This is a genomic window from Pedobacter nototheniae (assembly GCF_004335085.1).
Lineage (GTDB): Bacteria > Bacteroidota > Bacteroidia > Sphingobacteriales > Sphingobacteriaceae > Pedobacter > Pedobacter nototheniae.
Genome location: NZ_RQRS01000022.1, coordinates 44,498 through 67,883, shown reverse-complemented (window position 1 = coordinate 67,883; position 23,386 = coordinate 44,498). Strand labels below are relative to the sequence as shown.

Annotated in this window: 28 protein-coding genes and 1 pseudogene; 19 read left to right on the top strand and 10 right to left on the bottom strand. The window is 34.5% G+C overall.

Going from position 1 to position 23,386, the window contains the following annotated elements; all coding sequences use genetic code 11:
* Positions 1-154 precede the first annotated feature (154 nt).
* Positions 155-643 carry a lipocalin family protein gene (locus EHC72_RS17740; protein ID WP_246029457.1) on the bottom strand — a complete coding sequence of 163 codons (489 nt, stop codon included), beginning with the start codon at positions 641-643 and terminating at the stop codon, positions 155-157.
* A gap of 140 nt (positions 644-783) precedes the next feature.
* On the opposite strand from EHC72_RS17740, the gene mdh reads away from it, so the two are divergent.
* The 9 genes from mdh to EHC72_RS17695 all read left to right on the top strand — a co-directional run bounded on the left by mdh (position 784) and on the right by EHC72_RS17695 (position 7,564).
* Complete coding sequence (gene mdh / locus EHC72_RS17735) at positions 784-1,722, top strand: malate dehydrogenase (protein WP_131539052.1); 939 nt, start codon at positions 784-786, stop codon at positions 1,720-1,722.
* Positions 1,723-2,148, top strand: a complete 426-nt coding sequence (locus tag EHC72_RS17730; RefSeq protein WP_131539051.1) for an aspartyl protease family protein — start codon at positions 1,723-1,725, stop codon at positions 2,146-2,148. It abuts the gene before it with no gap.
* A gap of 66 nt (positions 2,149-2,214) precedes the next feature.
* Positions 2,215-2,655 carry a hypothetical protein gene (locus tag EHC72_RS17725; RefSeq protein ID WP_131539050.1) on the top strand — a complete coding sequence of 147 codons (441 nt, stop codon included), beginning with the start codon at positions 2,215-2,217 and terminating at the stop codon, positions 2,653-2,655.
* Positions 2,636-3,037 carry a group III truncated hemoglobin gene (locus EHC72_RS17720; RefSeq protein ID WP_131539049.1) on the top strand — a complete coding sequence of 134 codons (402 nt, stop codon included), beginning with the start codon at positions 2,636-2,638 and terminating at the stop codon, positions 3,035-3,037. Before EHC72_RS17725 ends, EHC72_RS17720 begins: the two co-directional genes overlap by 20 nt.
* Positions 3,038-3,093: 56 nt before the next feature.
* On the top strand, positions 3,094-3,630 hold the full coding sequence (locus EHC72_RS17715; protein WP_131539048.1) for an SRPBCC family protein: 537 nt from the start codon (positions 3,094-3,096) through the stop codon (positions 3,628-3,630).
* A gap of 348 nt (positions 3,631-3,978) precedes the next feature.
* Positions 3,979-4,656, top strand: coding sequence for a response regulator transcription factor (locus EHC72_RS17710; protein WP_131539047.1), 678 nt, complete (start codon positions 3,979-3,981; stop codon positions 4,654-4,656).
* Positions 4,656-6,014, top strand: coding sequence for a sensor histidine kinase (locus tag EHC72_RS17705; protein ID WP_131539046.1), 1,359 nt, complete (start codon positions 4,656-4,658; stop codon positions 6,012-6,014). Before EHC72_RS17710 ends, EHC72_RS17705 begins: the two co-directional genes overlap by 1 nt.
* A gap of 95 nt (positions 6,015-6,109) precedes the next feature.
* A complete protein-coding gene (locus EHC72_RS17700; RefSeq protein ID WP_131539045.1) occupies positions 6,110-6,613 on the top strand; it encodes a hypothetical protein in 504 nt (167 codons plus the stop codon).
* 24 nt (positions 6,614-6,637) lie between these two features.
* A complete protein-coding gene (locus tag EHC72_RS17695) occupies positions 6,638-7,564 on the top strand; it encodes a bestrophin family protein (RefSeq protein WP_131539044.1) in 927 nt (308 codons plus the stop codon).
* Positions 7,565-7,617: 53 nt separating this feature from the next.
* On the opposite strand, the gene EHC72_RS17690 is transcribed toward EHC72_RS17695, so the two are convergent.
* The 4 genes from EHC72_RS17690 to gyrB all read right to left on the bottom strand — a co-directional run bounded on the left by EHC72_RS17690 (position 7,618) and on the right by gyrB (position 11,452).
* Positions 7,618-8,301 (bottom strand): hypothetical protein, encoded by a 684-nt coding sequence (locus EHC72_RS17690; RefSeq protein WP_131539043.1) that lies wholly within the window; start codon positions 8,299-8,301, stop codon positions 7,618-7,620.
* Between the two features lies 1 nt (position 8,302).
* Positions 8,303-8,965 (bottom strand): hypothetical protein, encoded by a 663-nt coding sequence (locus EHC72_RS17685; RefSeq protein ID WP_131539042.1) that lies wholly within the window; start codon positions 8,963-8,965, stop codon positions 8,303-8,305.
* Positions 8,966-9,304, bottom strand: coding sequence for a PadR family transcriptional regulator (locus EHC72_RS17680; RefSeq protein WP_131539041.1), 339 nt, complete (start codon positions 9,302-9,304; stop codon positions 8,966-8,968).
* A gap of 189 nt (positions 9,305-9,493) precedes the next feature.
* Positions 9,494-11,452 (bottom strand): DNA topoisomerase (ATP-hydrolyzing) subunit B, encoded by a 1,959-nt coding sequence (gyrB, locus tag EHC72_RS17675; RefSeq protein WP_131539040.1) that lies wholly within the window; start codon positions 11,450-11,452, stop codon positions 9,494-9,496.
* Positions 11,453-11,989: 537 nt separating this feature from the next.
* Between gyrB and EHC72_RS17670 the strand changes: the two genes are divergently transcribed.
* From EHC72_RS17670 to EHC72_RS17655, 4 genes are all read left to right on the top strand, one after another.
* A complete protein-coding gene (locus EHC72_RS17670) occupies positions 11,990-12,589 on the top strand; it encodes an OmpH family outer membrane protein (protein ID WP_131539039.1) in 600 nt (199 codons plus the stop codon).
* Between the two features lie 72 nt (positions 12,590-12,661).
* Positions 12,662-13,144 carry a nucleoside deaminase gene (locus EHC72_RS17665; protein ID WP_131539038.1) on the top strand — a complete coding sequence of 161 codons (483 nt, stop codon included), beginning with the start codon at positions 12,662-12,664 and terminating at the stop codon, positions 13,142-13,144.
* 92 nt (positions 13,145-13,236) lie between these two features.
* On the top strand, positions 13,237-13,440 hold the full coding sequence (locus EHC72_RS17660; protein WP_131539037.1) for a hypothetical protein: 204 nt from the start codon (positions 13,237-13,239) through the stop codon (positions 13,438-13,440).
* 189 nt (positions 13,441-13,629) lie between these two features.
* Positions 13,630-14,397: an EcsC family protein gene (locus tag EHC72_RS17655; protein ID WP_131539036.1), complete on the top strand. Its 768-nt coding sequence runs from the start codon at positions 13,630-13,632 to the stop codon at positions 14,395-14,397.
* A 6-nt stretch (positions 14,398-14,403) separates the two neighbouring features.
* Here the strand turns inward: EHC72_RS17655 and EHC72_RS17650 are convergent, their stop codons facing one another.
* A complete protein-coding gene (locus EHC72_RS17650) occupies positions 14,404-14,802 on the bottom strand; it encodes an RNA-binding S4 domain-containing protein (RefSeq protein ID WP_131539035.1) in 399 nt (132 codons plus the stop codon).
* Positions 14,803-15,028: 226 nt separating this feature from the next.
* Between EHC72_RS17650 and EHC72_RS17645 the strand changes: the two genes are divergently transcribed.
* The gene (locus EHC72_RS17645; protein WP_170311737.1) at positions 15,029-15,847 is read left to right on the top strand and encodes a 2,3,4,5-tetrahydropyridine-2,6-dicarboxylate N-succinyltransferase; all 819 of its coding nucleotides are present in this window, start codon (positions 15,029-15,031) and stop codon (positions 15,845-15,847) included.
* A 15-nt stretch (positions 15,848-15,862) separates the two neighbouring features.
* Entirely contained in the window at positions 15,863-17,071 is a 1,209-nt protein-coding gene (locus EHC72_RS17640) for a glycosyltransferase family 4 protein (protein ID WP_131539033.1), read from the top strand.
* Here the strand turns inward: EHC72_RS17640 and EHC72_RS17635 are convergent.
* Positions 17,068-17,625: a DUF4136 domain-containing protein gene (locus EHC72_RS17635; RefSeq protein ID WP_131539032.1), complete on the bottom strand. Its 558-nt coding sequence runs from the start codon at positions 17,623-17,625 to the stop codon at positions 17,068-17,070. The two genes, EHC72_RS17640 and EHC72_RS17635, sit on opposite strands and share 4 nt — an antisense overlap.
* Positions 17,626-17,831: 206 nt before the next feature.
* Between EHC72_RS17635 and EHC72_RS17630 the strand changes: the two genes are divergently transcribed.
* The 4 genes from EHC72_RS17630 to miaA all read left to right on the top strand — a co-directional run bounded on the left by EHC72_RS17630 (position 17,832) and on the right by miaA (position 21,601).
* Positions 17,832-18,398, top strand: a complete 567-nt coding sequence (locus tag EHC72_RS17630; RefSeq protein WP_131539031.1) for an L-threonylcarbamoyladenylate synthase — start codon at positions 17,832-17,834, stop codon at positions 18,396-18,398.
* 66 nt (positions 18,399-18,464) lie between these two features.
* On the top strand, positions 18,465-19,871 hold the full coding sequence (locus EHC72_RS17625; protein WP_131539030.1) for a CCA tRNA nucleotidyltransferase: 1,407 nt from the start codon (positions 18,465-18,467) through the stop codon (positions 19,869-19,871).
* Positions 19,872-19,979: 108 nt separating this feature from the next.
* On the top strand, positions 19,980-20,627 hold the full coding sequence (locus EHC72_RS17620; RefSeq protein ID WP_131539029.1) for an IS1096 element passenger TnpR family protein: 648 nt from the start codon (positions 19,980-19,982) through the stop codon (positions 20,625-20,627).
* A 68-nt stretch (positions 20,628-20,695) separates the two neighbouring features.
* Positions 20,696-21,601 (top strand): tRNA (adenosine(37)-N6)-dimethylallyltransferase MiaA, encoded by a 906-nt coding sequence (miaA, locus tag EHC72_RS17615; protein WP_131539028.1) that lies wholly within the window; start codon positions 20,696-20,698, stop codon positions 21,599-21,601.
* Between the two features lie 513 nt (positions 21,602-22,114).
* Here miaA and EHC72_RS22720 read toward each other — a convergent pair.
* The 3 genes and pseudogenes from EHC72_RS22720 to EHC72_RS17605 all read right to left on the bottom strand — a co-directional run bounded on the left by EHC72_RS22720 (position 22,115) and on the right by EHC72_RS17605 (position 23,370).
* The gene (locus EHC72_RS22720; RefSeq protein ID WP_165585860.1) at positions 22,115-22,267 is read right to left on the bottom strand and encodes a hypothetical protein; all 153 of its coding nucleotides are present in this window, start codon (positions 22,265-22,267) and stop codon (positions 22,115-22,117) included.
* A gap of 47 nt (positions 22,268-22,314) precedes the next feature.
* A pseudogene (locus EHC72_RS17610) lies at positions 22,315-22,926 on the bottom strand (RHS repeat domain-containing protein); the annotation flags it as partial.
* A gap of 216 nt (positions 22,927-23,142) precedes the next feature.
* Positions 23,143-23,370: a hypothetical protein gene (locus tag EHC72_RS17605; RefSeq protein ID WP_131539026.1), complete on the bottom strand. Its 228-nt coding sequence runs from the start codon at positions 23,368-23,370 to the stop codon at positions 23,143-23,145.
* Between the last annotated feature and the right edge of the window lie 16 nt (positions 23,371-23,386).

Genomic DNA, 23,386 nt, shown 5'->3' with positions numbered 1-23,386 from the left:
TTTGATGCCGGAAGTTGTCAGTAAATTATCAACAAAAAGAAATAAATAGTTGATAAAAACAGATTCTCAAATTATTAACCCACCACATATTCTGCTCCAAATATTATCTTCAATAAGAAAAATAATCTTAATAATAACAACAAAAAAACAGTAACTACTTAGTCAATTTAGAAACCTTAAAATGTTCCTGACTTACAAGTTTTTCGGTATCGTAGCCACGTTGCTTGCATCTGTAGATAAGTTCATTTAATAAATCTGCATCCATTTCTGGCTTGCGTGCCATAATAAAAAGGTATTTATGTTTTGGGTGCCCAACAACCATATAACTATAATCTTCTGCCAGTTCTATAATCCAATAATCAATTTTAATAGGCCACACAAATTGAGCTTTCATTCTCGAATTACCACTTTTGGGCACCACAAAAAGTTTGGATCGCAGGTATTTCTTTTTCCTTTCGCCAATAACATTATAAGTTGTAAAAACTGCGTAATAACCATCAGGATGAATTACATAAGTTTCTATAGTATGGCGCCAGTGCGAATCCATAAATGTAGGGATGGAATATAAAGAATACCAACGCCCGGCAAAACTTAAAACATCTACGTGTATATCTATTGGTTTGTTTTCCATGTTCCTATTCATCGCCTTCATATTTGCAAAACGATTGATTACACTAAGTAAACCGTCAATAAATTATAAAGTTTTGAAAAGGATTTTTTAAGCCTATATTTATTTATAACTTCGATTGATAATTAATACAGCAAACCAATAAAATAAGATATATGAAAGTAACGGTTGTAGGTGCAGGCGCAGTTGGCGCAACATGTGCAGATAATATTGCTCGAAAAGAGTTAGCAAATGAATTGGTGTTATTGGATATTAAAGAGGGTTTTGCCGAAGGTAAAGCCATTGATATGATGCAGACTGCTACCCTTTTAGGTTTCGATACAAAAATTACCGGAGTTACCGGCGATTATAGTAAAACTGCAGGTTCTGATGTAGTGGTTATCACTTCGGGCTTACCTCGTAAACCAGGTATGACCCGTGAAGAACTGATTGGTATAAACGCGGGAATTGTTAAAGGCGTTGCCGAAAATATATTAAAATTTTCTCCAGAGGCTATTATTATTGTAATCAGTAACCCTATGGATACCATGACTTACCTTGCACTTAAATCTTTAGGTTTGCCTAAAAACCGTATTATTGGTATGGGTGGTACTTTGGATAGTTCGAGATTTAAATTTTATCTATCTCAAGCTTTAGATTGCAACCCTAACGATTTACAGGGGTTTGTTATTGGCGGCCATGGCGATACAACTATGATCCCTTTAACTCGCCTAGCAACTTACCAAAGTTTGCCAGTAAGTAATTTATTGGATAAAGCTACGCTTGATAAAGTAGCTGCTGATACTATGGTTGGTGGTGCTACACTAACTGGCTTAATCGGCACATCTGCCTGGTATGCTCCTGGTGCTGCCGGAGCAGCTTTAGTGGAAGCTATTTTACGCGATGAGAAAAAATTATTTACTTGCTGCGTTTCTTTAGAGGGAGAATACGGACAAGAAGATATTTGTTTAGGCGTACCTGTAATTATTGGCCGCAGCGGCTGGGAAAAAATTATTGATTTTAAATTAACTGATGATGAGCAAGCGGCATTTAATAAAAGTGCTGATGCCGTTAGAAATATGAATAGCGTACTGGCTGAAATGAAATTGGTTTAAATGAAATCAATTTCTATCCCACTTAAACTTATAAACTTACAAGACGACGGCTTCCATCTTTTGATGGAAGTTGTTGTTTTTAAAAAGAAACATTTTGCCGTACTAGATACCGGTGCATCACGTAGTGTTTTTGATAAAGCCTTAATTGAGCAACATCTTGCCGAAACCTTACAAGTGAGCGATGAGATTAATGCCGCCACCCTTTTTACTACCACAACTACAATACAGGCTACAATACCTGAATTAAAAATTGGTAAACTAAAAATTAAGAATTACCATACCGTTGCCTTCGATTTGCAATCGGTAAGCGAAACTTACCAGCAGTTTGGGCACCCACCTATTGCTTGTATTATTGGAGGCGATATTTTAATGGAATATAAAGCCTCTATTAATTACGCCACACTTGAGCTAATACTAAACAAGTAATATCTTTTTAATTTTATGATGGCTATCATTTTTTAATGATGCTTTAACCAGATATTTGCTTCAATAATGAAAAAGCATATAGCAACATTTTGCATTATTTTTTGGGCTGGTCTTATAGCAGGCATCAGCTTTTTAGAAGCTCCATTAAAATTTCAAGCGCCGGGCATTACTATTCCGCTTGGTTTGGGTATTGGTCAACTGGTTTTTCAGGCGCTAAATAAAATCGAACTTGTGTTAATGTTTGTTATTGCATTTTGTATGTATAGCACCAAATTATCGTTTAAAACTGATTTTCTCTATTTGCTAATTACCTTATTATTAATAGATACCTTTTGGCTTTTACCCGTTTTAGATGAAAGAGCTAAATTAGTTTTGAGTGGTAAATTTATTGCAAAAAGCTATCATCATATCATATACATTATTGTGGAAGTAATAAAATTCAGCACCCTTATTACGTTAGGTTGTTTAGGCCTTAAAGATTTAAATCATGAAAAAAGATATTCTTAATCGTACTGATATTATATTACTGGTTGATACTTTTTATAAAAGGGTTGAACAAGATATTACCATAGGACCAATATTTACCCAAGTGGCTAATGTAGATTGGGCACACCATTTACCTAAAATGTACGATTTTTGGGAGAGCGTTCTTTTTGGCAAAGCTGTTTATAAGGGAAACCCTATGATTAAGCATTTTGAACTTAAACACAAGGCTACTTTACAGGAAGAACAGTTTAATACCTGGAAAGCCATCTTTTACCAAACCGTTGATGATTTATTTGAAGGCGAAAATGCTGAAACCATCAAACAAAAAGCACAATCAATAGCCGATTTAATGCACTTTAAATTAAACGCATCCATGCCACACATAACAATTAAAAGTAGCTAGACTTGCATTCTTAATTGGTTTATGGTTAACTTTAAGTAACTAAAAACCAAATAAACATGAAATTTCTAAAAGTATTATTGTGGATAGTCGTTATTCTGGCTATTATTATTGTAGGCGGCGGTTTGCTATTGCCTAAAACATATTCTGTATCTCGCAATATAGAAATCAATGCCCCAGATAGTGTAATTTATAAAAACATCGCTGATTTTAATGAGTTCACAAAGTGGAATCCATGGTCTAAAATGGAACCTACAGCAAAAATTACAATATCTGGTCCCGTTGCACAGCCCGGACATTTATACGAATGGGTTGGTAAAGAAACTGGGCAAGGTTCTATGAAAATTACCGAAGCTAAACCAAATTCGTTGGTTAATATAGAATTGAAATTTATTAAACCTTTTGAAAGTTTGGCTAATACTAAATTCGACATTACACCTCAGGGAAGTAGCCAAAAGGTTGTTTGGACCATGAGTGGTGATAATAATCTAATTGGTAAATGGATGTGCGTTTTTGTTAGTATGGATAAAATGATTGGAAAAGACTTTGAAAGCGGACTTAAATCTCTAAAAGAAAAATCTGAAAAGGGAAACTAATTTTTATCTCCATATAAAGCCCTTCAAAACTAACTTTGAAGGGCTTTATCGTTCTAGCTATAAGTAAAGTTGCAGGAGTATACCATGTTTTTCAAACTGCTGTAATTATCAAGCATGAACATTGCTGTTCGGGATGTTAGCCTGCGCATCCCGAACCATAAATGACTACGAATTTCAAATCCGTTTAATTTATTTCCCCAATGCCCTGTAGAACCCGAACCCCAAATAACCTGCTTATTTCCAGTTTATCAAACAATTATGTCTTAGTTACGTTAAAATAACATTCAATTTTAAAATGATTCAATTAAGATTTTGTTATTTCATGTTTTTTAGATTATTTGCCAGCTGATGAATTTATTATTAGTAGAAGATGAGCCAAACGTTGTTTCTGTAATCAAGCGTGGTTTAACAGATGAAGGTTTTACGGTGAGCATTGCACCCGATGGATTAATTGGCGAAAAGATGGCTAAAGAAAATAATTTCGATCTAATTATTTTGGATATTATGCTACCTGGAATAAATGGACTGGAGCTTTGCAAAATTATAAAAACTGAGAAACCCAATACACCAATCATTATGCTTACAGCCCTAGGGAGTACAGAAAATGTAGTAAACGGATTGGATAATGGAGCTGATGATTACCTGATAAAACCCTTTAAATTTGCCGAGCTTTTTGCACGTATCAGAATGCTTTTAAGGCGTTATAGCGGTGTGGTAATGAACGATAAGATGATTAATATTGGCGATTTACAAATTAACCTAACAGCAAAAACAGTCAAAAGAAATCAAATTGATATTATATTAACAGCCACAGAATACCGTTTGCTAGAGTTTATGGCTAAAAATAAATCAAAAATATTATCTCGTATCGATATTTTAGAAAGCGTTTGGGATATTGATTTTAACCTGGGCACAAACGTTGTTGATGTTTATGTAAATTATTTGCGCAAAAAAATTGATAAAAATGCTGATACCAAACTTATTCATACAGCTGTTGGATTGGGTTATGTTTTAAAGGAAAAATAATGTCTATTGCTAAAAAAATAACCCTCTTATTTGCCATTCTATCTGCCATTATTATCTCCCTTTTGAGTGGTTTTGTATGGTATTTTTCTAACGAGTTTGCTTTTGAAGATTTTTATAAAAGACTTGAAGCCAGGGTAAATATTGCTGCACAAATTAAGGTTTACCAAGATGAAAATAACGATATGTATGCCAAAATGCGCAACCGTTATTTGGAAAGGCTTCCATCAGAAAGAGAGTATATTATTAAAACTGATAAAAGGGTTAAGCAAAAATTAAAGACAGATATTGAGCTTCCAGAAACTTTTTACCAAAATATTATTTCGGGTAAAATGGCCCGCTACCGTATAGAGAATCATTTTTATGCGGGTAAATACTTCGAAACGCCGCAGCAAGGTTATATTGTAATTATATCGGCAAATGATCCTTTCGGGTTTAGGGAGCTAAAAGATTTACAAAAAATCCTATTTGCAGGTTTTTTCCTTTCGGTGATATTATCTTTTGTGGTAGGCTGGAAATTTTCTGGCTATATGTTGCGGCCCCTTCGTAATATTATTAAAAGTGTGAAAAAGATTAAGGCAGAAAACCTACACTTGCGATTAGAGGTGCCTGGCGCAGACGAAATGTCGCAATTGGCACAAACATTTAATAATATGCTAAACCGCTTAGAAACTGCTTTTGAAACTCAAAACAACTTTATCAGCAATGCTTCGCACGAATTGCGTACCCCATTAACCATTATTAACGGAGAGGTTGAACTGGCATTAATGGCTAAACAAGATACAGAGAAGCAAAACAAAGCGCTTAATAAGATAAAAGATGAGGCAGAAAGATTGGAACATATCTTAACCAGTTTATTAGGTCTTGCACAATCTGGCTTTAACGGGAAAAACCAACCCTGGGAAGAAATTAGAATTGATGAATTGATATGGGACGTAGTTGCATCAGTAAACCAGGTACACCCCGAAAGTAAAATAGAAATAGATTTTAATAACCTACCCGAAAATGAGGAGCAACTAAACATTAAGGTAAATAAAAACCTAATTAAGTTGGCTATAACAAACATTGTTAGCAATGCCTGCAAATATTCAAACAATATGCCAGTTAGTGTTAGTGTAGAAAGTAAGTTAAATATGATTTCTATAACAGTTAAAGATTTGGGCATTGGCATACCTCAAAATGACGTACAACATATTTTCGAGCCTTTTTATCGTGCATCCAACACTAATAATTATAAAGGTTATGGCGTAGGGTTACCCCTATCACTAAACATTATAAGACTACACCGTGGTAGTATCGCCATTAAATCTCAAGAAATGATTGGTACAGAAATTAAAGTTTTATTACCAACAAGTATGTAAATTCTAATCTCATTTTAATCTCGTTCTTATTTCGCTATAATAACTCGGGGCTATTCTTGTATAAATATTTAATTATTCATTTAACAAGATTAGTTATGAAAACAGTATTAGTCCCTACAGATTTTAATCCGGATGCCACTAAAATTATTGATGCACTGGTTTTAAACCAAAAAGAAGAAAAATTAAACATCATTTTTGTTCATGCTTTCAAACTATCTGATTCTATAACGGATATGTTGATGTTGAGCCGCAGAAGCCGCGACTATGAAAACGTAAGTGATGATTTTTATCTAAAGCTCAATGAGTACAAAGCAAAATATCCAAATAAAATAGACTGCATCGGTATAGAATATTTTTATGGCAGTACAGTAGCTGCATTTAAAAACTTTATTGAAGCCTTTGAGGTAGATTGCGTTGCTTACCCGAAAGATTATAACTTCCAGAAAATTAACAAATATAGTATCGAACCAAAGTACTTAACAGAACGCTGTGGCTGCCAAACACTGGAGCTTGAAAACGCACCACAAATTGAAAACAGTTCTGAGTACTTAATGGATACCAAAATTCACGAAAACAGATTGCAAACTTCTAAAGTTTAGCCAATCTCATTAATTTAATTTATTATGCTGTTACGAAATAATATTCCCCTCACTTATATTTTTGGAAAAATAAAGAAACAACTAATTTTTGTTATTGCTTATTCAATAGGGATTGTTGTACTTTATGAAAATTTCCATGTTACGCGTATCTCCATTCCAGTTGCTGTACCAGCACTTTTAGGCACAATAATATCTTTATTATTGGCTTTTAGATCCAACCAGGCATACGATAGATGGTGGGAAGCCCGGATTTTGTGGGGTGCAATTGTGAATGATTCTCGATCACTATCCAGACAGATTTTATCTTTCGTAGAAAATCCTTACGGATTGGATGAAATTGAAGAATTTAAAGAGAAGTTTATCAAGCGTCAAATTGCCTGGTGTTATGCTTTAAGTCAATCATTACGCGGTTTTCCAGCCAATAAGGGATTAGAAAGATACCTTAGCAGTGATGAACTGGCGTTTATAAACAAACGCAGAAACGTAACCGTTTCCCTTTTGGAATTGCATGCAATGGATTTGAAAAAGGCCTTAACGGAGGGATGGATTAATAAATATCAACAAATAGAAATTGATAAAACCATTACTGCTTTATGTAATCATATGGGTGGATCAGAGAGAATTAAAAACACCATTTTCCCTGTTACCTACAGCAAGTACATCAACATGTCTATCCATTTATTTATTGTAATGCTACCTTTTGGCCTTATAGAATATTTTGGCTATGCCGAAGTTCCTGTTGTTATTGCAATTGCTACTTTCTTTCTTCTTGTAGAAAAAATGGCGGTTCATTTACAAGATCCTTTTGAAAATAAACCTACAGATACACCTACCACAACCATTTGTAGAAATATAGAAAGAGATCTTTGTCAAATGTTAAATGATAACAAACTTTATGAAGATAAGCCACAATCAGAATTGGCCCCAATAGGATCTTACTATATTTTATAAACATTAAAAAAAAGCCTCTAGATGTAAATCTGGAGGCTTTTTAATTATAGGTTTTAGTTATACAAAAGCTTTAGTTTATCCGCTATAGCTTTACTTTCTAAAGCTCCTGCTCGTATCGTTTTAAGCGCAGCTTTATAATACATTGCAAAAAAGACAATTAATATCGATACAATTAAATGGCTTTTGTTTAAGCCAAATAGTAAACCTGTTGATGGTTTATTTATAGCCTCAAATACAAACATTAAAAAAATCCCTACATAACCAGCGTAAGAGCCCGATATTTTATAAACCAAATATTTTTTATAATCTACAGCCCTAAAACCTCTATAAGCCAATACCGAGAAAAGTATAACAATGGCTGAAATAAATATATTAAAAAAATTATCTTGATTACCCATTACATTTTGCAGTTGGTATAAACCAAAACCCGATAACAAAACCATCCAAATATACCTGAAACCTAAAAAGGAGAAAAAGTGGTGCAAAAAAAGCTTCCAATATCTTTTATTCAATCCCTTTACTATCGATTTTTCAATTGAGGTAAAACCTGCCTTACCAAAAGAGGCTCGTGTTTGGTTTACAGCATCCTGAAATGATAAGTCAGGGTTTTCTGTCATCCTTTCTTCTACTACAGAAGCAACGTGATCCAGGATTTCCATTTGAACATCAATATATTTAAATCCAATCTCACTAAGATAGATTCTTATTTTTTCTAGTTGCGTTTTGGTTAGATTCATATTAGATTGTTAATATTTTAATTTTCTGATTGTAGAATTTTATAAAGGCCCTTACATAAACACTACAAAAAAAGAAGAGTATTAGCATGGCAATTATTTTATAATCATAGCTTAAATTAATTAAGCTATCTTTTGTAATAAACCAATACAGCACAAAATTTCCAATAAACAATCCTATAGTAGCCAAACTGCCTATTGAATTATCCATAACAGAATATTTATTATTCTTCCTTTTGCTTAATATAATTTTGCTATAAACAAAAACAGCAATGGCAGCAAAGCATAAAAAGGTAGCGATAGTTATAGGTTTCATATTAAATGGAGCACTTTTACTCCCGTAATAAAGACAAATACAGAGCGCCAAAATTGTAAGATTGCTTAATAAACCCGGCCATTTAAATGAGTTCGCAATTTCTAATCTAAAAAGCCTTGCATATTTCTTATTAATTTGTTGTTGATAAAGACGCTCCTGTTTTCTAATTTCTTTAAAGTCACCAAAGTCATTATGAACAATTCTGGATACAAGCTCAATACTATAAGGCTCATTTTGATCTGCAAGCGCATTTAAGATATGATCGTAGATTTCATTATATGTTTCCCTGTATTTTGAAGCACTAAAAATATAATCTTTAAGCTTTTGAGTTTGTTGCGCAGTTAATACCATTTAAATCGCAGGCTTTAAGTTCAATAATAATTGTAGTTGAGCAATAAAATCCTTTGCTTCCTGTAATTTATTTACAACCTCCTTTTCGCCATTTTTAGATAACGAATAGTATTTTCTCAATCTATTTTCAACAATTTCAGTTGTGGTTTCCAACAAACCATCTGCTTCTAATTTGTGTAATGCAGGGTACAAAGCGCCTTCCTTTAGCATTAACTCGCCTTGAGTGATAGATTTTACCCTCTGTGTTATTTCATAACCATACATCCTTTCATTCTCAGATAAAAGATTGAGTATAATGGTTTGCAAAGTGCCTTTAAATAATTCGTTATTTACTGCCATGATTCAAATATAAATAAATTTTATATACATAAGAAAATTATGCATATAAAATTTAAGGTACATAGTATAATAGGCTCTCAAATAAATTTGGCAGATACCTGCAACTTGGAAGTAGATTTTAATAAAAAAAAAAACCTCTTCAAGATTTAACTTGAAGAGGTTTATATATTTTCTTAGTCCGTTTAAGGATTAAGCATCAATTTTTGCATATTTAGCATTTCGCTCAATAAACTCTCTACGTGGAGCAACTTCATCGCCCATTAACATAGAGAAAGTATGATCACATTCTGCTGCACTTTCAATTGTAGCTTGCAATAAGGTACGTGTAGCTGGGTTTAAAGTAGTATCCCAAAGTTGCTCAGCATTCATCTCTCCCAAACCTTTGTAACGTTGGATGTGTACACTATCTTCTTTACCATTACCTTTAATACGTTGTACAGCAGCATCACGTTGTACATCATTCCAGCAATACTCAAAATCTTTTCCTTTTTTAACTTGATAAAGTGGTGGAGATGCAATATAAACATATCCAGCCTCAATTAAGGCCCTCATATAACGGTAGAAGAAAGTTAGGATCAACGTTGTAATGTGAGATCCATCAATATCCGCATCCGTCATGATTACGATTTTATGGTAACGAAGTTTTGTTAAGTTCAAAGCCTTATCATCTTCTGGTGTACCTATACTTACCCCAATTGCGGTAAACATATTTTTAATCTCGTCGTTTTCATAAATTTTGTGCTCCATTGCCTTCTCCACATTCAGGATTTTACCTTTTAAAGGAAGAATAGCTTGAATATTACGATCACGACCTTGCTTAGCAGTACCACCCGCTGAATCTCCCTCTACTAAGTAAATTTCGCATTTTTCTGGATCACTGTCTGAGCAATCGGCAAGTTTACCTGGCAAACCAGAACCGCCCATTACACTCTTGCGCTGAACCATTTCGCGAGCTTTACGTGCTGCCGCACGAGCCGTTGCCGCCAAAATAACCTTATTAATGATCATTTTAGCTTCCTTTGGATTTTCTTCCAAATAAGCACCTAATGCCTCACCAACAGCCACATCAACAGCGCCCATAACCTCACTATTACCAAGTTTGGTTTTGGTTTGCCCCTCAAATTGTGGCTCTTGCACTTTTACAGAAACTACTGCCGTTAAACCTTCTCTAAAGTCATCACCAGTAATTTCCATTTTCAGGTTTTTCAACAAGCCAGATTTATCAGCGTAACTTTTTAAGGTACGGGTTAAACCTCTACGGAAACCTGCAATATGCGTTCCACCCTCATGTGTATTAATATTGTTCACATATGAGTGTACATTTTCCGAGTAGCTATCATTATATTGAAAAGCCAGTTCAACTGGAACACCATTTTTAATACCATCAATATAAATTGGCTCTGGTAAAAAAGAGGCACGCGTTCCATCTAAAAAGGTTACAAATTCTTTTAAACCACCTTCTGACTGGAAAACTTCCGACAGGAAAGTACCATCTTCTAAAGTTTCACGCTCATCAGTTAAAGTAAGCTTAATACCTTTGTTTAAGAATGCCAATTCGCGTAAGCGACTTGCCAACGTATCGTATTTGTATTCAGTTGTTTGGGTAAAAATGGTTGGATCTGGACTAAAAGTTACAATCGTACCACGCTTATCTGTAGTACCAACTTCTTTCACATCATATTGAGGAACACCAATTTTGTATTCCTGCATCCATATTTTACCTTCACGGTGTACTTCTGCCTTTAAATCGGTAGATAATGCATTTACACAACTTACCCCTACACCGTGTAAACCACCAGAAACCTTGTATGTATCTTTATCAAATTTACCACCAGCGTGTAAAACCGTCATTACGATTTCTAATGCCGATTTATTCTCTTTTGTATTGATCCCGGTTGGAATACCACGACCATTATCTTCAACCCTAATGGAGTTGCCTTCTAAAATTCTTACATCGATTGTATCCGCATGACCAGCCAAAGCTTCATCAATTGAGTTATCCACAACCTCGTAAACTAAGTGGTGTAAACCTTTAACGCCGGTATCACCTATATACATTGAAGGGCGCTTACGCACCGCTTCTAAACCTTCTAAAACCTGTATATTATCTGCCGAATAATTTGACTTTAAATCCTGTTCTTCGCTCATATTTTAATTAAAAACAATAATTATCAAAAATACGCATTTTTCGGCAATTAACCCAATATGTGGAGAAGTTTTAAGCATTAAAAGCAAGCCCCGAAAGAAAGCTAAAAGACTAATGCTAAAAGGCTTTACGATCTAGTAAAATAGGTTTTTGAAAAGCCCTTACCGTAACTTATTTTAAAGCTAACTCCCGCTTTTTATTACAAGGCCTAAAAAAGGTTTAGGCGCTTTCCTTTTCAATCGGGTTTAAAAACGCAAACCAATCGCTTTTTTACCAATACACGCACTATGCAACTCTAAATAGTAGCAGTAAATGGCAAATTAAACCTTACGGGCGTGTGCATAAAGCGCAGCGAATAAAACAAACGGCAGGACTAATCTTCAAAATGAAATGTGGATTTCGCTTTCCAAATTAATTGCGACATTTCATTAAAAAACATATTGTTATCTGGTTCAAAACTGCTTACAAAACACAAACTTGATGTTAAATTGCATATAAAAACTAATTTATATAAGTTTGCTAAAATTTATTAAACAATAATGGAAAGAAGAACCTTTAAAAACCTTGGTTTACTTGCAGCTGCAGCTATAATTACAACATTTTCTGCTTGCCAAAACAAAGAAGCTAAAACAACTGAAACAAAAAAAACAGATAGTACTGCAGCAATTTCTGCTAGTGATAAAATTGTATTTGTTAACCAAGACTCTTTATTAACCAAATACGAATATTATAAAGACCTTAAAAGTAAGTTTGAGAAAAAAACTAAAGATGCTCAATCTGATATGCAGGCTAAAGGTCAGGCTTTCCAAAGAGAAGTTAGTCAATACCAACAAAGTGCAAGCACTTTAGCGGCTGATGTACGTAAAACTACTGAAGAGCGTTTAGCACGTAAACAACAAGAATTACAAACTTACCAACAAAATGCTGGTGGTGCTTTGCAAAATGAGCAAGCTGTAGAAACTGAAAAACTTTATGATAAAGTTGCTGGTTACTTAAAAACTTATGCAAAAGATAAAGGTTATAAAATGGTTTTATCTTACACTAAAGGTAGCACTATTTTATTTGCTGATGAAACCTTAGACATTACTACTGACGTAATTAAAGGCTTAAACGAAGATTATACTAAAACAAAAAAATAAGCTTACTGTTAATCATATAACACAAAAAATGCCTCAAAATTTGGGGCATTTTTTGTGTCTAAACTTTTTATTATGGAAGATAACAAACAACACGAAACTTTTATGCGGATGGCCATTGCCTTATCTGTACAAAATGTTAGCGAGCACATTGGTGGCCCATTTGGAGCTGTAATTGTTAAAGATGGGAAAGTAGTAGCTCAATCTGCTAATAAAGTAACTTCTACAAATGATCCTACGGCACATGCAGAGGTATCTGCAATACGTTTGGCTTGCACCGCTTTAAATACTTTTGATTTAAGTGGCTGCGTAGTTTACACCAGTTGCGAACCATGCCCAATGTGCTTGGGCGCAATTTATTGGTCTAGAATTGAAACCATTTATTATGCAAATACTAAAGCCGACGCTGGCAAAATTGGATTTGATGATAAATTTATTTACGAGGAGCTGGATAAACCGATGGAAAAAAGATCTTTACCGGTCGTTCAGCTACTAAGAGATGAAGCGCAAGAAGCTTTTAAACTTTGGGAAACTTCGCCAATGAGGATAGAGTATTAATACGCAACTTGCTGTTTAATAAATAGTTGTTTCTTTTTTGCTGATTTTTTTATTATTTTAGAGATATACATTAACACAAAACTCTAATTATTATGAAAAACTTTAAAGCATTAACTAGAGCCGAACTAAAAGGAATTTTAGGCGGCAAAAAAGAACTTGCACAATTTGAACCACAAGATTGCTATTGTACCGATGGTGGCAATAGCTTTGGTTGCGTTACAGATGCTGGCTGTGATAGTTTAACCAGCTCTCTATGTTCCAGTGGACAATCTATTTGCATAACTAGAACAAATTAAACTTATAACATAAACCGTTTAAAGCACCAACTTTAAACGGTTTTTTATTTCATTCTAAAATGCTTCCAAAAGTTTTCCCAATTGGCTTTGAGCTTCATTGATTAGCATTTATTTTACTAAATACGTAAAAGCATTCTTCGCCTGAAACAAAAAGAGCAATATTAACGTCTAACTAAATATTGTTTCTTTATGACGTACGAACAAAAAATAGGTAGTGAGCTTGATTTCTGGAAGTTTAGAATCTTACAAAAACCTTCACTTTTTAATAAGGTTACCGATAAGGTACAGAAAAAAATTAACAGCTACATTCCTGATAAAGTACATAGTGCTATAACTTCGGCAATTAAGCAAATGGTTAAAGCCGTACTTTTTGGTTCTACATTTACCACATCCAAACCTACTTTGGATTTAACATTAATGCATCGTGAAGCTTTAATTAAGCAAAAAATAGAGAACTATAAAAAAACCGGAGCTGCAGAAGGTGGCATTACTGGCGCAGGTGGATTTTTAATGAGCTTAGCTGATTTTCCTTTATTACTAGGCATTAAAATGAAAATGCTTTTCGATATAGCAGCCGTGTATGGTTATGATGTAAAAGATTATAGAGAACGCTTGTTTATTCTCCATATTTTTCAACTTGCGTTTTCAAGTAAAGAAGAGAGTAAAAATGTTTTTGTAAAAATGCAGAACTGGGATGAGAAGGCACATAAATTACCAACAAATATCGACGAATTTGATTGGCTAACTTTTCAACAGCAATACCGTGATTATATTGATTTAGCCAAACTAGCCCAAATGCTTCCTTTTATTGGTGCCGCAGTTGGTGCTGTTGCAAACTACAAATTAATTGATAAACTTGGCAAAACGGCAATGATGAGTTACAGAATGAGGTATTTCAGTTTACAATATGCGGTAATCAATTCTCAAGAAACTGAAAATCGAATGCTAAAACCTTGAAAAGAACTACTCGTCTTCAAACATACCACCTATTAAATCATCTGTTTCTCTCCTATCCTTTTTGGTGGGCCTTCCCGTTCCCCGATCGCGTTTTAAAGATGGCGAATGAAACATTGATTTAAAAGCATGTGTTTCTTCAACGGGCGTTAAATCCTTATATTTTGTTAAAGCCGTTGGCGAATCTGTACGATTATAAGACAGTTCAACCACTTCAATAATTTTCTTTTCAATCCCTTTAGATACCTGATAAACATCCCCTACTTTTACAATAGCTGATGGTTTGATATTTTGCCCTTTCAATTTCACCCTACCGGCCTTACAGGCATCCGTAGCTAAACTTCTGGTTTTAAACAACCTTATAGCCCACAAATATTTATCTATTCTAAGTTTCTCTGTCTCTGTCATAAAATTCAAAAATACAAATTTTTGGTTAACTGATTAATTGTTAAATCGGTTAATTAAATTATAAAGTCAAGCTTAATTAATAATTAGAGCGCATTTCCTACGGCTAACTCATTGAAACAATTATTACCTAAATGGAAACAATTAACCCTATATAGACAATATTTATCACATGAAATCGCTGTAATAGATAAAAATTGATTTATTTTGCGTAAAATTTAAAAACATCATGTATTCAGATTTAAAGAAACTAATTGAAGCCGCCTGGGAAGACAGAAGCCTTTTAAAATATAGCAACTATTGCGAAGCCATTGAAGCCGTTATTATGGGCCTTGATAAAGGCGAAATTCGTGTAGCAGAGCCTGTATTAAACTCTTGGGGCATTAATGAGTGGGTTAAAAAAGCTGTAATTCTATATTTCCCAATTCGCGAGATGAAAGAAATTAAAGTTGGGCCTTTTGTTTACCATGATAAAATGGAATTAAAAACCGATTACAAAGCAACCGGAGTTCGTGTTGTGCCTATGGCAAGTGCACGCTATGGTGCATTTTTAGCTAAAGGTGTAATCATGATGCCATCTTATGTAAATATTGGTGCTTATGTTGATGAAGGTACAATGGTTGATACTTGGGCCACTGTAGGTTCTTGTGCACAGATTGGAAAACGCGTACACTTAAGCGGTGGCGTTGGTATTGGTGGTGTTTTAGAACCCGTACAAGCTGCTCCTGTAATTATAGAAGATGATTGCTTCTTAGGTTCAAGAGCAATTGTTGTAGAAGGTGTAAAAGTAGAAAGAGAAGCCGTTTTAGGTGCTAATGTAGTTTTAACTGCATCAACTAAAATTATTGATGTTACAGGCCCTGAGCCAATCGAATATAAAGGTATTGTACCTGCTCGCTCGGTAGTAATTCCTGGTAGCTATACAAAAAAATTCCCTGCCGGAGATTATCAAGTTCCTTGCGCTTTAATTATTGGTAAACGTAAAGAAAGTACCGACAAAAAAACTTCTCTTAATGATGCATTGAGAGAAAATAACGTTGCCGTATAAGCCTAAAGCATCAAGGTGAAAGCTAAAAGCGAAACAAAACCAAAAAAAACCGAAAGTACCGAGCTTGATCAACCAAGCTTTGGTCTTTCGGCTTTAAGCTTAAATCTTAAAATTGGTTTCGATGGCAAGCGGGCTGCTAATAATTTAACTGGACTTGGAAACTATAGCCGTTCTTTAATTGAACATTTAGCTAAACAATTTCCCGAAAACAAGTATCTTGTTTATTCACCAAAGGTTAAATCAGCGAAGCAAATTGACGCTTTTTTTGAAAATGAAAACATCGAACTGAAGTTGCCATTAAGTGGTCGATTTCTTTGGAGAAGTTTAAATATTTTAAAAGATTTAAGTAGAGATGGAGTCGAAATATACCACGGTTTAAGTCACGAAATTCCTTTCGCCATTCAACATACCAGAATTAAATCGATGGTAACCATTCACGATTTAATATTTCTGCGTTTCCCTCAATATTTCAAGTATATTGATAGAAAATTATATCTGCTGAAAAGTAAATACGCCTGTAAGCATGCCAATCAAATTATTGCGATTAGTGAAAAAACAAAATCAGATATTATAGAGTTTTACGATATTGATCCGAATAAAATCCAGGTGATTTATCAAAGCTGTGATGATAGCTTTAAGAAGGCTTTCACTAAAGAAACACTCAGCAGAATAAAAGCTACTTATAAACTACCAGAAAAATACATTCTTAATGTTGGAACAATTGAAGAGCGTAAAAATCTAAAGTTAATTGTACAAGCCCTTAAGCAAGTTAATGAAGATTATAAGCTGGTTGTAATTGGAAAACCAACAAAATATTATAAAATAGTAGAAAAAGAAATTGAAAAGCTTGGCTTAAAAAACCGAATTGTTTTTCTAAAAAACATTCCCTTTGCAGATTTGCCTGGCATTTATCAAATGGCTTCAGTTTTTGTCTATCCATCATTTTATGAAGGTTTTGGCATTCCGATTATAGAAGCTTTATACTCTAATGTTCCTGTAGTTGCCGCAACGGGTTCTTGTTTAGAAGAAGCAGGCGGCCCAAATAGTTTATACGTTTCGCCAACAGATGCTGATGCTTTGGCAAAAGCCATTAACCAAATTCTTTCATCAGAACAGCAACAGCTTGAAATGAAAAAAAAGGGCCATGAATTTGTTCAAAAATTCAATAGCCCTTTAGTTACTCAACAATTAATGGATTGCTACAATCAGCTAAACTCCAATTAATTATTTGTTGATGCATTTGGTGGATACTGTCCTAAAATTTCTTTTACTCCAGTATTCATTCTTTCTTCTCTTTTTCTAAAGTTATCTAAGTTAAAACCACTTCCACGGCCGTGCCATACTAATGTTTTGGTTTTCGGATCAAGGAAATCTATTATAATTGTGCCTTCCATATATTGGTCAACATAATTTACGCCTCCGCCCCAAAAAGGTGATCGCCAGCCCCAACCCCAGCCCCAACCTGGTCCATAAAAACCTGATCCATAAGCATCTACTCTTTCTCTAGCCACTACCACTAAATTCACCAATAAATCTGGATTTTCAGCTTTTGTGAAGCCCTTCGTGGTCATCTCAGCATCAATAGCAGAAAGCATCCTGCGCTTATCTAGGTCGTTTAATTTTAATCGGGCTATTCCCTTATCATAAAAATTATAAGTTTTGTAATTGTTAAAACTTACTTTTTTATCGTAATCTGAAGCAGTGCGCAAGGTGCTGCATGCTGATAATGCCACCACTACAACGGTTAGTAGCATTAATAATTTGTGTGTTGTTCTCATATGATTTATTTGTGTGTGTTTCATAACAGAATTATAATATTAAAAATAACGATAATAACGGTTTAATCATAAACTTAGAGCCTATTTTTACAATAAGATTGTTTACCGTACAACGATGCAAATTAATTAATGTTTTATTGCTAAATGTTAAATTATGAGCATTTTAGAAAATTTAACATTTACCTTTAAAAAATTACCTTTGTATTATGCTTAAAGAAGAAATAAACAAAGCTTTAGAAGTTTTAAAAGCCGGTGGCGTAATCCTTTATCCTACCGATACCATTTGGGGTTTAGGTTGTGATGCAACCAATGAAGAAGCAGTAGATAAAATACTTAAAATTAAAAATCGACCAGCAGAAAAAAGCCTTATTGTTTTGTTGGATACAGATAATAAACTTCAAAGTTACGTTTCGGAAGTTCCGGATGTTGCCTACGATTTAATTGAGTATGCAGAAAACCCACTAACTATTATTTTTTCTGGCGCTAAAAACCTGGCTAAAAATGTAATTAATGCCGATGGAAGTGTTGGCATTCGTGTAGTAAAGCACGATTTCTGTACACAACTTATCCAACGTTTCCGGAAGCCTATTGTATCTACTTCAGCTAATTTAAGTGGTGATCCTTCTCCTAAAAATTTTGATGAGATTAATGAGCAAATTAAAGATGCAGTAGATTATATTGTAGATTTTGAACAAGAAAATAAATCCAATAAAAAACCCTCTACCATTATGAAATTATCTCCTGGTGGACAATTTGAATTTATTAGAAAGTAATTTTGCTATTTTTGCATTTCTCCTGTTTTCCGAGTCACATCGGTTTAACAGTGTATTTTTAATCTCATGCAGCAACACCTACAAAACCCAATATTTAAAACCTTATCTGCCATTGCCGATAAAACTGAAACCGAAGCATATGTAATTGGTGGTTTTGTACGCGATTTATTTTTAAAACGGCCTTCAAAAGATATTGATGTTGTTGTTGTAGGCAGTGGGATTGACTACGCAGAGGCTGTAGGGAAAAAGCTTAATACAAAAGTTGCTGTTTTTAAAAGTTTTGGCACTGCAAATATAAAATATCACGATTTGGAGGTTGAGTTTGTTGGTGCACGAAAGGAATCATATCGTGCCGATTCTCGCAAACCTATTGTTGAGGATGGTACTTTGGAAGATGACCAGCTAAGAAGGGATTTTACCATAAATGCATTGGCCATTAATTTAAATGCTACAAATTTCGGCCAGTTATTAGATCCTTTCAATGGAATTGAGGACTTAGAAAATAAACTTATCCGCACTCCACTTGATCCTGAAATTACTTTTTCTGATGATCCATTAAGAATGATGCGGGCAATTCGTTTTGCATCTCAACTTAACTTTAACATCGATCCAGCAGCAATTAATGCCATAAAACTTCAAAAGCAACGCATTGGCATTGTTTCTAAAGAGCGCATTACTGATGAAATGAATAAGATCATTTTATCTCCTAAACCTTCTATTGGTTTTAAACATTTATTTGATACTGGTTTATTGCATATTATTTTCCCTCAAATGGCGCAACTTTATGGGGTTGAAGTGATTAAAGGCAAAGGTCATAAAGATAATTTTTACCACACATTGGAAGTTTTAGATAACATTTGTGCGGATACAGATGATTTATGGTTGCGCTGGGCCGCAATTTTGCATGATATTGCAAAGCCAGCTACTAAACGATTTGAAGAAGGGCACGGCTGGACTTTTCATGGGCATGAAGATAAAGGCGCTAGAATGGTTCCTAAAATATTTGCACAACTGAAACTGCCACTTAATGAAAAAATGAAATATGTTCAAAAGCTGGTACAGTTACATTTAAGACCTATTGTTTTGGCTCAAGATGTAGTAACAGACTCAGCCGTTAGACGTTTACTTTTTGATGCAGGCGAGGAAATTGAAAGCTTAATGATGCTTTGCAATGCCGATGTAACCACTAAAAACGAGTATAAAAAAACAAAGTATCGCAACAACTTCGAGTTAGTTAAGCAAAAACTCAAAGATGTAGAGGAAAGAGACAAAATTCGCAATTGGCAACCTCCTATTTCTGGTAATGATATTATGGAAACTTTTGGTTTGGATGCAGGTAAAGAAGTTGGGCTAATTAAAAATGCCATTCGCGAAGCAATACTAGAGGGAGAAATTACAAACGATTATACTGAAGCATTTAATTTTATGCTAAATCAGGCAAAACAAATGGGTTTAATTCCTGTTAATAAATAATTTAACTGGAGATAATAAGCTGTAAAGCAACACAAACAGCTTTTTGTGACATTCTCCGCTTTGCGGTAATATAAATTAACTTTATTTTTACGGTTCCAAAATACAATAATGGCTATTTATAAATTTAAAATTACTTTCGAGGATTTTGATGATGTTGTAAGAGAAATCGACATTAAATCAAACCAAACGTTTGAAGATCTGCATAAGGCAATCCATAAGTCTACAGGTTACAACGCTGAGAAACCTTCGTCATTTTATGTGAGTACTGATAACTGGTTAAAAGGCGATGAGATTGCTTATTTACCAAGTGAAAGAAAGAAAGATCGCGTAGTTTTAATGGAGAAATCTAAATTGAGTGGTTTTATAGAAGATCCGCACCAAAAGTTCTATTACATTTATAATTTTGATCGTCCTTACGATTTTCATGTTGAGTTGATTAAAATTATTTTGGATGCCGATCCTCATATAGAATATCCATTTTTAGCTAAAAGCACTGGTGAAGCACCAAAAATAATGGAACAAAATAGCCCTCAGGCTGTAGATCCACGTGGAGCAGCAGCTAGTAGTGAATTTGATTTCTTAAATGAAATGAATTTTGTTCCTGAAGATACTGATGAACTCGAAGCTATGGGCGAAATGGGAATTAATGAGCAAGAACGTGATGAGGAGGATGAAAGTGAAGAAGATGATGAATTTGGCGATGAGTTTTCCGATAACGATAGTTATGAAGAAGACAGCCACAAAGATGATTATTAATTTAATCGCACTATAAATTTACAACTGCCAGCCTAACAAACTGGCAGTTTTTTTATACATTAATGAGCATGTCGCTAAATAAAACTTTAATTGTTGTTGTTGGTCCAACTGCCATAGGCAAAACGGCCCTAGCAATAACACTTGCTAATCATTTCAATACAGAGATTATCTCGGCTGATAGCAGACAATTTTTTAAGGAAATGGCTATTGGAACAGCCAAGCCTGATGCAGAAGAACTGGCGGCGGCTAAACATCATTTTATAGATTCACATTCTGTTTCGCAACTTTTTAGCACTGGTGATTTTGAAGTTGAAGGTTTAAAAACAATCGACAATATTTTAAGTAATCATAATACTGCAATTATGGTTGGTGGCTCAGGATTGTATATTAATGCTGTTGTAAACGGACTTGATGAAATGCCTGAAATAGATCTTTCCATTCGGGAAATGCTGAATAAACAGTTTGAAACCGAAGGAATAAATGCTATTCAAACTCAACTTGCGAAATATGATCCTGAGTATTTTGCGAAAGTAGATCAGCAGAACCCTCAAAGAATGATTCGTGGGTTGGAAGTTTTTCTTTCTACAGGACAGAAATTATCATCGATGTTATCGGCAACTAAAAAACAAAGACCGTTTAACATTGTAAAAATTGGATTAAATACCGATAGAGCTGTCCTCTACAATCGTATTAATTTAAGGGTTGATAAAATGATGGAATTGGGGCTGCTTGATGAAGTAAAATCACTTCTCCCTTATAGAACGTTCAATGCATTAAATACTGTTGGCTATGCTGAGCTTTTTGATTATGTAGATGGTAAAGTAGATTTAGAAACAACAGTATCAGCCATAAAACAAAACACTCGTCGTTTTGCAAAACGCCAACTTACCTGGTTTAGGCGAGATGAAGAGATCAAATGGTTTGAGCCAGATGATACTGAGGAAGTGATTCGATTTATAGATTCTAAAATATAGCTCATATGTATCACCTAAATGTGATTTAAGTAATGGTTATGATATGATTATATACGATTGGCGATAACACCAACCGTAAGGGTAAATCTTGCTTTTGGTTCAACCATTATTTTAACTAAGGTTAGAATCGAATTATTTTTTCGGAAAACACTGTCAGTAGCTTTTGGCTAATGCAGTCCCACCCTTTGCTAAATCCCGATAGAAAAATCGGGATACCGCTGTCGGTCCCTTAGGTTTATTTAACAAGGGAAGGAAGAAAATTGTCAAATCAAGGGCACAAAATTGTATCTAAACAGGATTAAAACGGGATTCCGATTTTTTCTATCGAGATACAGTGAGCTGGGGAGTGTAATTAACTCCTGGCTGTTGTTTGTTTTCGCTAAGTAACTGATTGTTCTTGTTAAGTAGTTAATTGTTTTTGAGATTATAGGAATATTATTGAATCCATTTCTGTGACTATAGTCAGCAGGGGGAATAACTTCGTTTACTAATTTATCTATATTCATTTTACAACTATTTATAAATTAGATTAACACCTTTTCCTAATAAAATATCACGTTCGGTTTGAAGCCAAACAGAGCCTGCTCTTGGGTTATTTAAAAAAACAGGAACAGAACTTCCATTTGGAATACCTTTTTCCCAAGTGGCAGATAATCTGTTCCACATTGCTTCTGCACCACCTGGTCCTTCCCAAGGAATATTTTTGCTATCTATCAGATTTTGTAAGTTCCGACCAGCCCTTGTTTGTCCAAGCGTTTGATAACCTTGCTCAATAGCTCTCGCTTCTGTTCCTGCACCAGAGAAAAATGCTCGACTCCCCCCATTAGCAGCAACCTCTGCAATTTCAATACCAATTTTACGGGCAAAATATCTTTTTGCCAAATAGCCACCGCCTTTATAAAGAAACTTACCCCCCAATAAAGACCTTCTGCACCATCTGCCCACATAGCGGCTTCAATCAAATACACTTGTAAATCTTTGGGCTTTTTCATGGCAGCATAAGTATCACTAAAATTCATGGCCTCATAATCTATCCCTCCATTAGAATATTTGTACTTATCTAACCCCTTATCTGATCTAAAGGACATCCTCTCCCAAACGCTCATCCGTTTTCCTGTAATGGTAACCTCCAGCGCTTTACCTGTAGCTTTATAAGTTTTTTCTGGCCCAGGCCCATCCTCACCTCCGTCTGGATCTACATGATCTACAGGATTATTACCCATTCCAACATATGGTGAAGCATATTGCCCAGCAGGGTCCCTGCTCATCCAGCGGCCTATGGCTGGATCATACATCCGTAAATCAAAATTATTCCAACCGATTTCTTTATCAAGCTCGGCGTATTTGCCTTGGCTGCATAAAGAACATTCTTAACTGTAAAGCTACTACCTTGTTTGTGTTTTCAAAATGTTTACCCATTTTTTCTACTATTTGGGTACGAGCCACAGACTCGCACCAGCGAACCGACTAAAACACGCAGTGGAACAGCAGGGGATTTAAAATTAATTTTTCAACCCTTAATTTACATTAATAATTTAAAATCAGAAAAAGATATCAGCAATTATAAAGGCCGCAAACAATGTTAAAAGACCAATAATACGATTACTAAATTCTTCCATATCAATAATATCGTCTGATTTTGATTTTACCTTTTTTCTTTCGTATTTAGAACCGATTAAAAAATAATACATTTTTTTCATAAAAAAACCAATACTTCCTAAAATCCATCTACCAATTACAATTGAAACTATTTCATAAAGAACACTCATTTTTCTTTTATATATT

Bases quoted from the DNA above. Each gene is read 5' to 3' on its own strand.
- EHC72_RS17700 (WP_131539045.1), top strand. From the start codon at position 6,110: ATGAAAACAGTATTAGTCCCTACAGATTTTAATCCGGATGCCACTAAA.
- EHC72_RS17655 (WP_131539036.1), top strand. From the start codon at position 13,630: ATGACGTACGAACAAAAAATAGGTAGTGAGCTTGATTTCTGGAAGTTT.
- EHC72_RS17630 (WP_131539031.1), top strand. From the start codon at position 17,832: ATGCTTAAAGAAGAAATAAACAAAGCTTTAGAAGTTTTAAAAGCCGGT.
- EHC72_RS17665 (WP_131539038.1), top strand. From the start codon at position 12,662: ATGGAAGATAACAAACAACACGAAACTTTTATGCGGATGGCCATTGCC.
- EHC72_RS17715 (WP_131539048.1), top strand. From the start codon at position 3,094: ATGAAATTTCTAAAAGTATTATTGTGGATAGTCGTTATTCTGGCTATT.
- EHC72_RS17740 (WP_246029457.1), bottom strand. From the start codon at position 643: ATGAATAGGAACATGGAAAACAAACCAATAGATATACACGTAGATGTT.
- EHC72_RS17725 (WP_131539050.1), top strand. From the start codon at position 2,215: ATGAAAAAGCATATAGCAACATTTTGCATTATTTTTTGGGCTGGTCTT.
- EHC72_RS17705 (WP_131539046.1), top strand. From the start codon at position 4,656: ATGTCTATTGCTAAAAAAATAACCCTCTTATTTGCCATTCTATCTGCC.
- EHC72_RS17680 (WP_131539041.1), bottom strand. From the start codon at position 9,304: ATGGCAGTAAATAACGAATTATTTAAAGGCACTTTGCAAACCATTATA.
- EHC72_RS17645 (WP_170311737.1), top strand. From the start codon at position 15,029: ATGTATTCAGATTTAAAGAAACTAATTGAAGCCGCCTGGGAAGACAGA.
- EHC72_RS17670 (WP_131539039.1), top strand. From the start codon at position 11,990: ATGGAAAGAAGAACCTTTAAAAACCTTGGTTTACTTGCAGCTGCAGCT.
- EHC72_RS17625 (WP_131539030.1), top strand. From the start codon at position 18,465: ATGCAGCAACACCTACAAAACCCAATATTTAAAACCTTATCTGCCATT.
- miaA (WP_131539028.1), top strand. From the start codon at position 20,696: ATGTCGCTAAATAAAACTTTAATTGTTGTTGTTGGTCCAACTGCCATA.
- mdh (WP_131539052.1), top strand. From the start codon at position 784: ATGAAAGTAACGGTTGTAGGTGCAGGCGCAGTTGGCGCAACATGTGCA.
- EHC72_RS22720 (WP_165585860.1), bottom strand. From the start codon at position 22,267: ATGTGGAACAGATTATCTGCCACTTGGGAAAAAGGTATTCCAAATGGA.
- EHC72_RS17710 (WP_131539047.1), top strand. From the start codon at position 3,979: ATGAATTTATTATTAGTAGAAGATGAGCCAAACGTTGTTTCTGTAATC.
- EHC72_RS17720 (WP_131539049.1), top strand. From the start codon at position 2,636: ATGAAAAAAGATATTCTTAATCGTACTGATATTATATTACTGGTTGAT.
- EHC72_RS17620 (WP_131539029.1), top strand. From the start codon at position 19,980: ATGGCTATTTATAAATTTAAAATTACTTTCGAGGATTTTGATGATGTT.
- EHC72_RS17690 (WP_131539043.1), bottom strand. From the start codon at position 8,301: ATGAATCTAACCAAAACGCAACTAGAAAAAATAAGAATCTATCTTAGT.
- EHC72_RS17605 (WP_131539026.1), bottom strand. From the start codon at position 23,370: ATGAGTGTTCTTTATGAAATAGTTTCAATTGTAATTGGTAGATGGATT.
- EHC72_RS17685 (WP_131539042.1), bottom strand. From the start codon at position 8,965: ATGGTATTAACTGCGCAACAAACTCAAAAGCTTAAAGATTATATTTTT.
- EHC72_RS17730 (WP_131539051.1), top strand. From the start codon at position 1,723: ATGAAATCAATTTCTATCCCACTTAAACTTATAAACTTACAAGACGAC.
- EHC72_RS17695 (WP_131539044.1), top strand. From the start codon at position 6,638: ATGCTGTTACGAAATAATATTCCCCTCACTTATATTTTTGGAAAAATA.
- EHC72_RS17660 (WP_131539037.1), top strand. From the start codon at position 13,237: ATGAAAAACTTTAAAGCATTAACTAGAGCCGAACTAAAAGGAATTTTA.
- gyrB (WP_131539040.1), bottom strand. From the start codon at position 11,452: ATGAGCGAAGAACAGGATTTAAAGTCAAATTATTCGGCAGATAATATA.
- EHC72_RS17650 (WP_131539035.1), bottom strand. From the start codon at position 14,802: ATGACAGAGACAGAGAAACTTAGAATAGATAAATATTTGTGGGCTATA.
- EHC72_RS17635 (WP_131539032.1), bottom strand. From the start codon at position 17,625: ATGAGAACAACACACAAATTATTAATGCTACTAACCGTTGTAGTGGTG.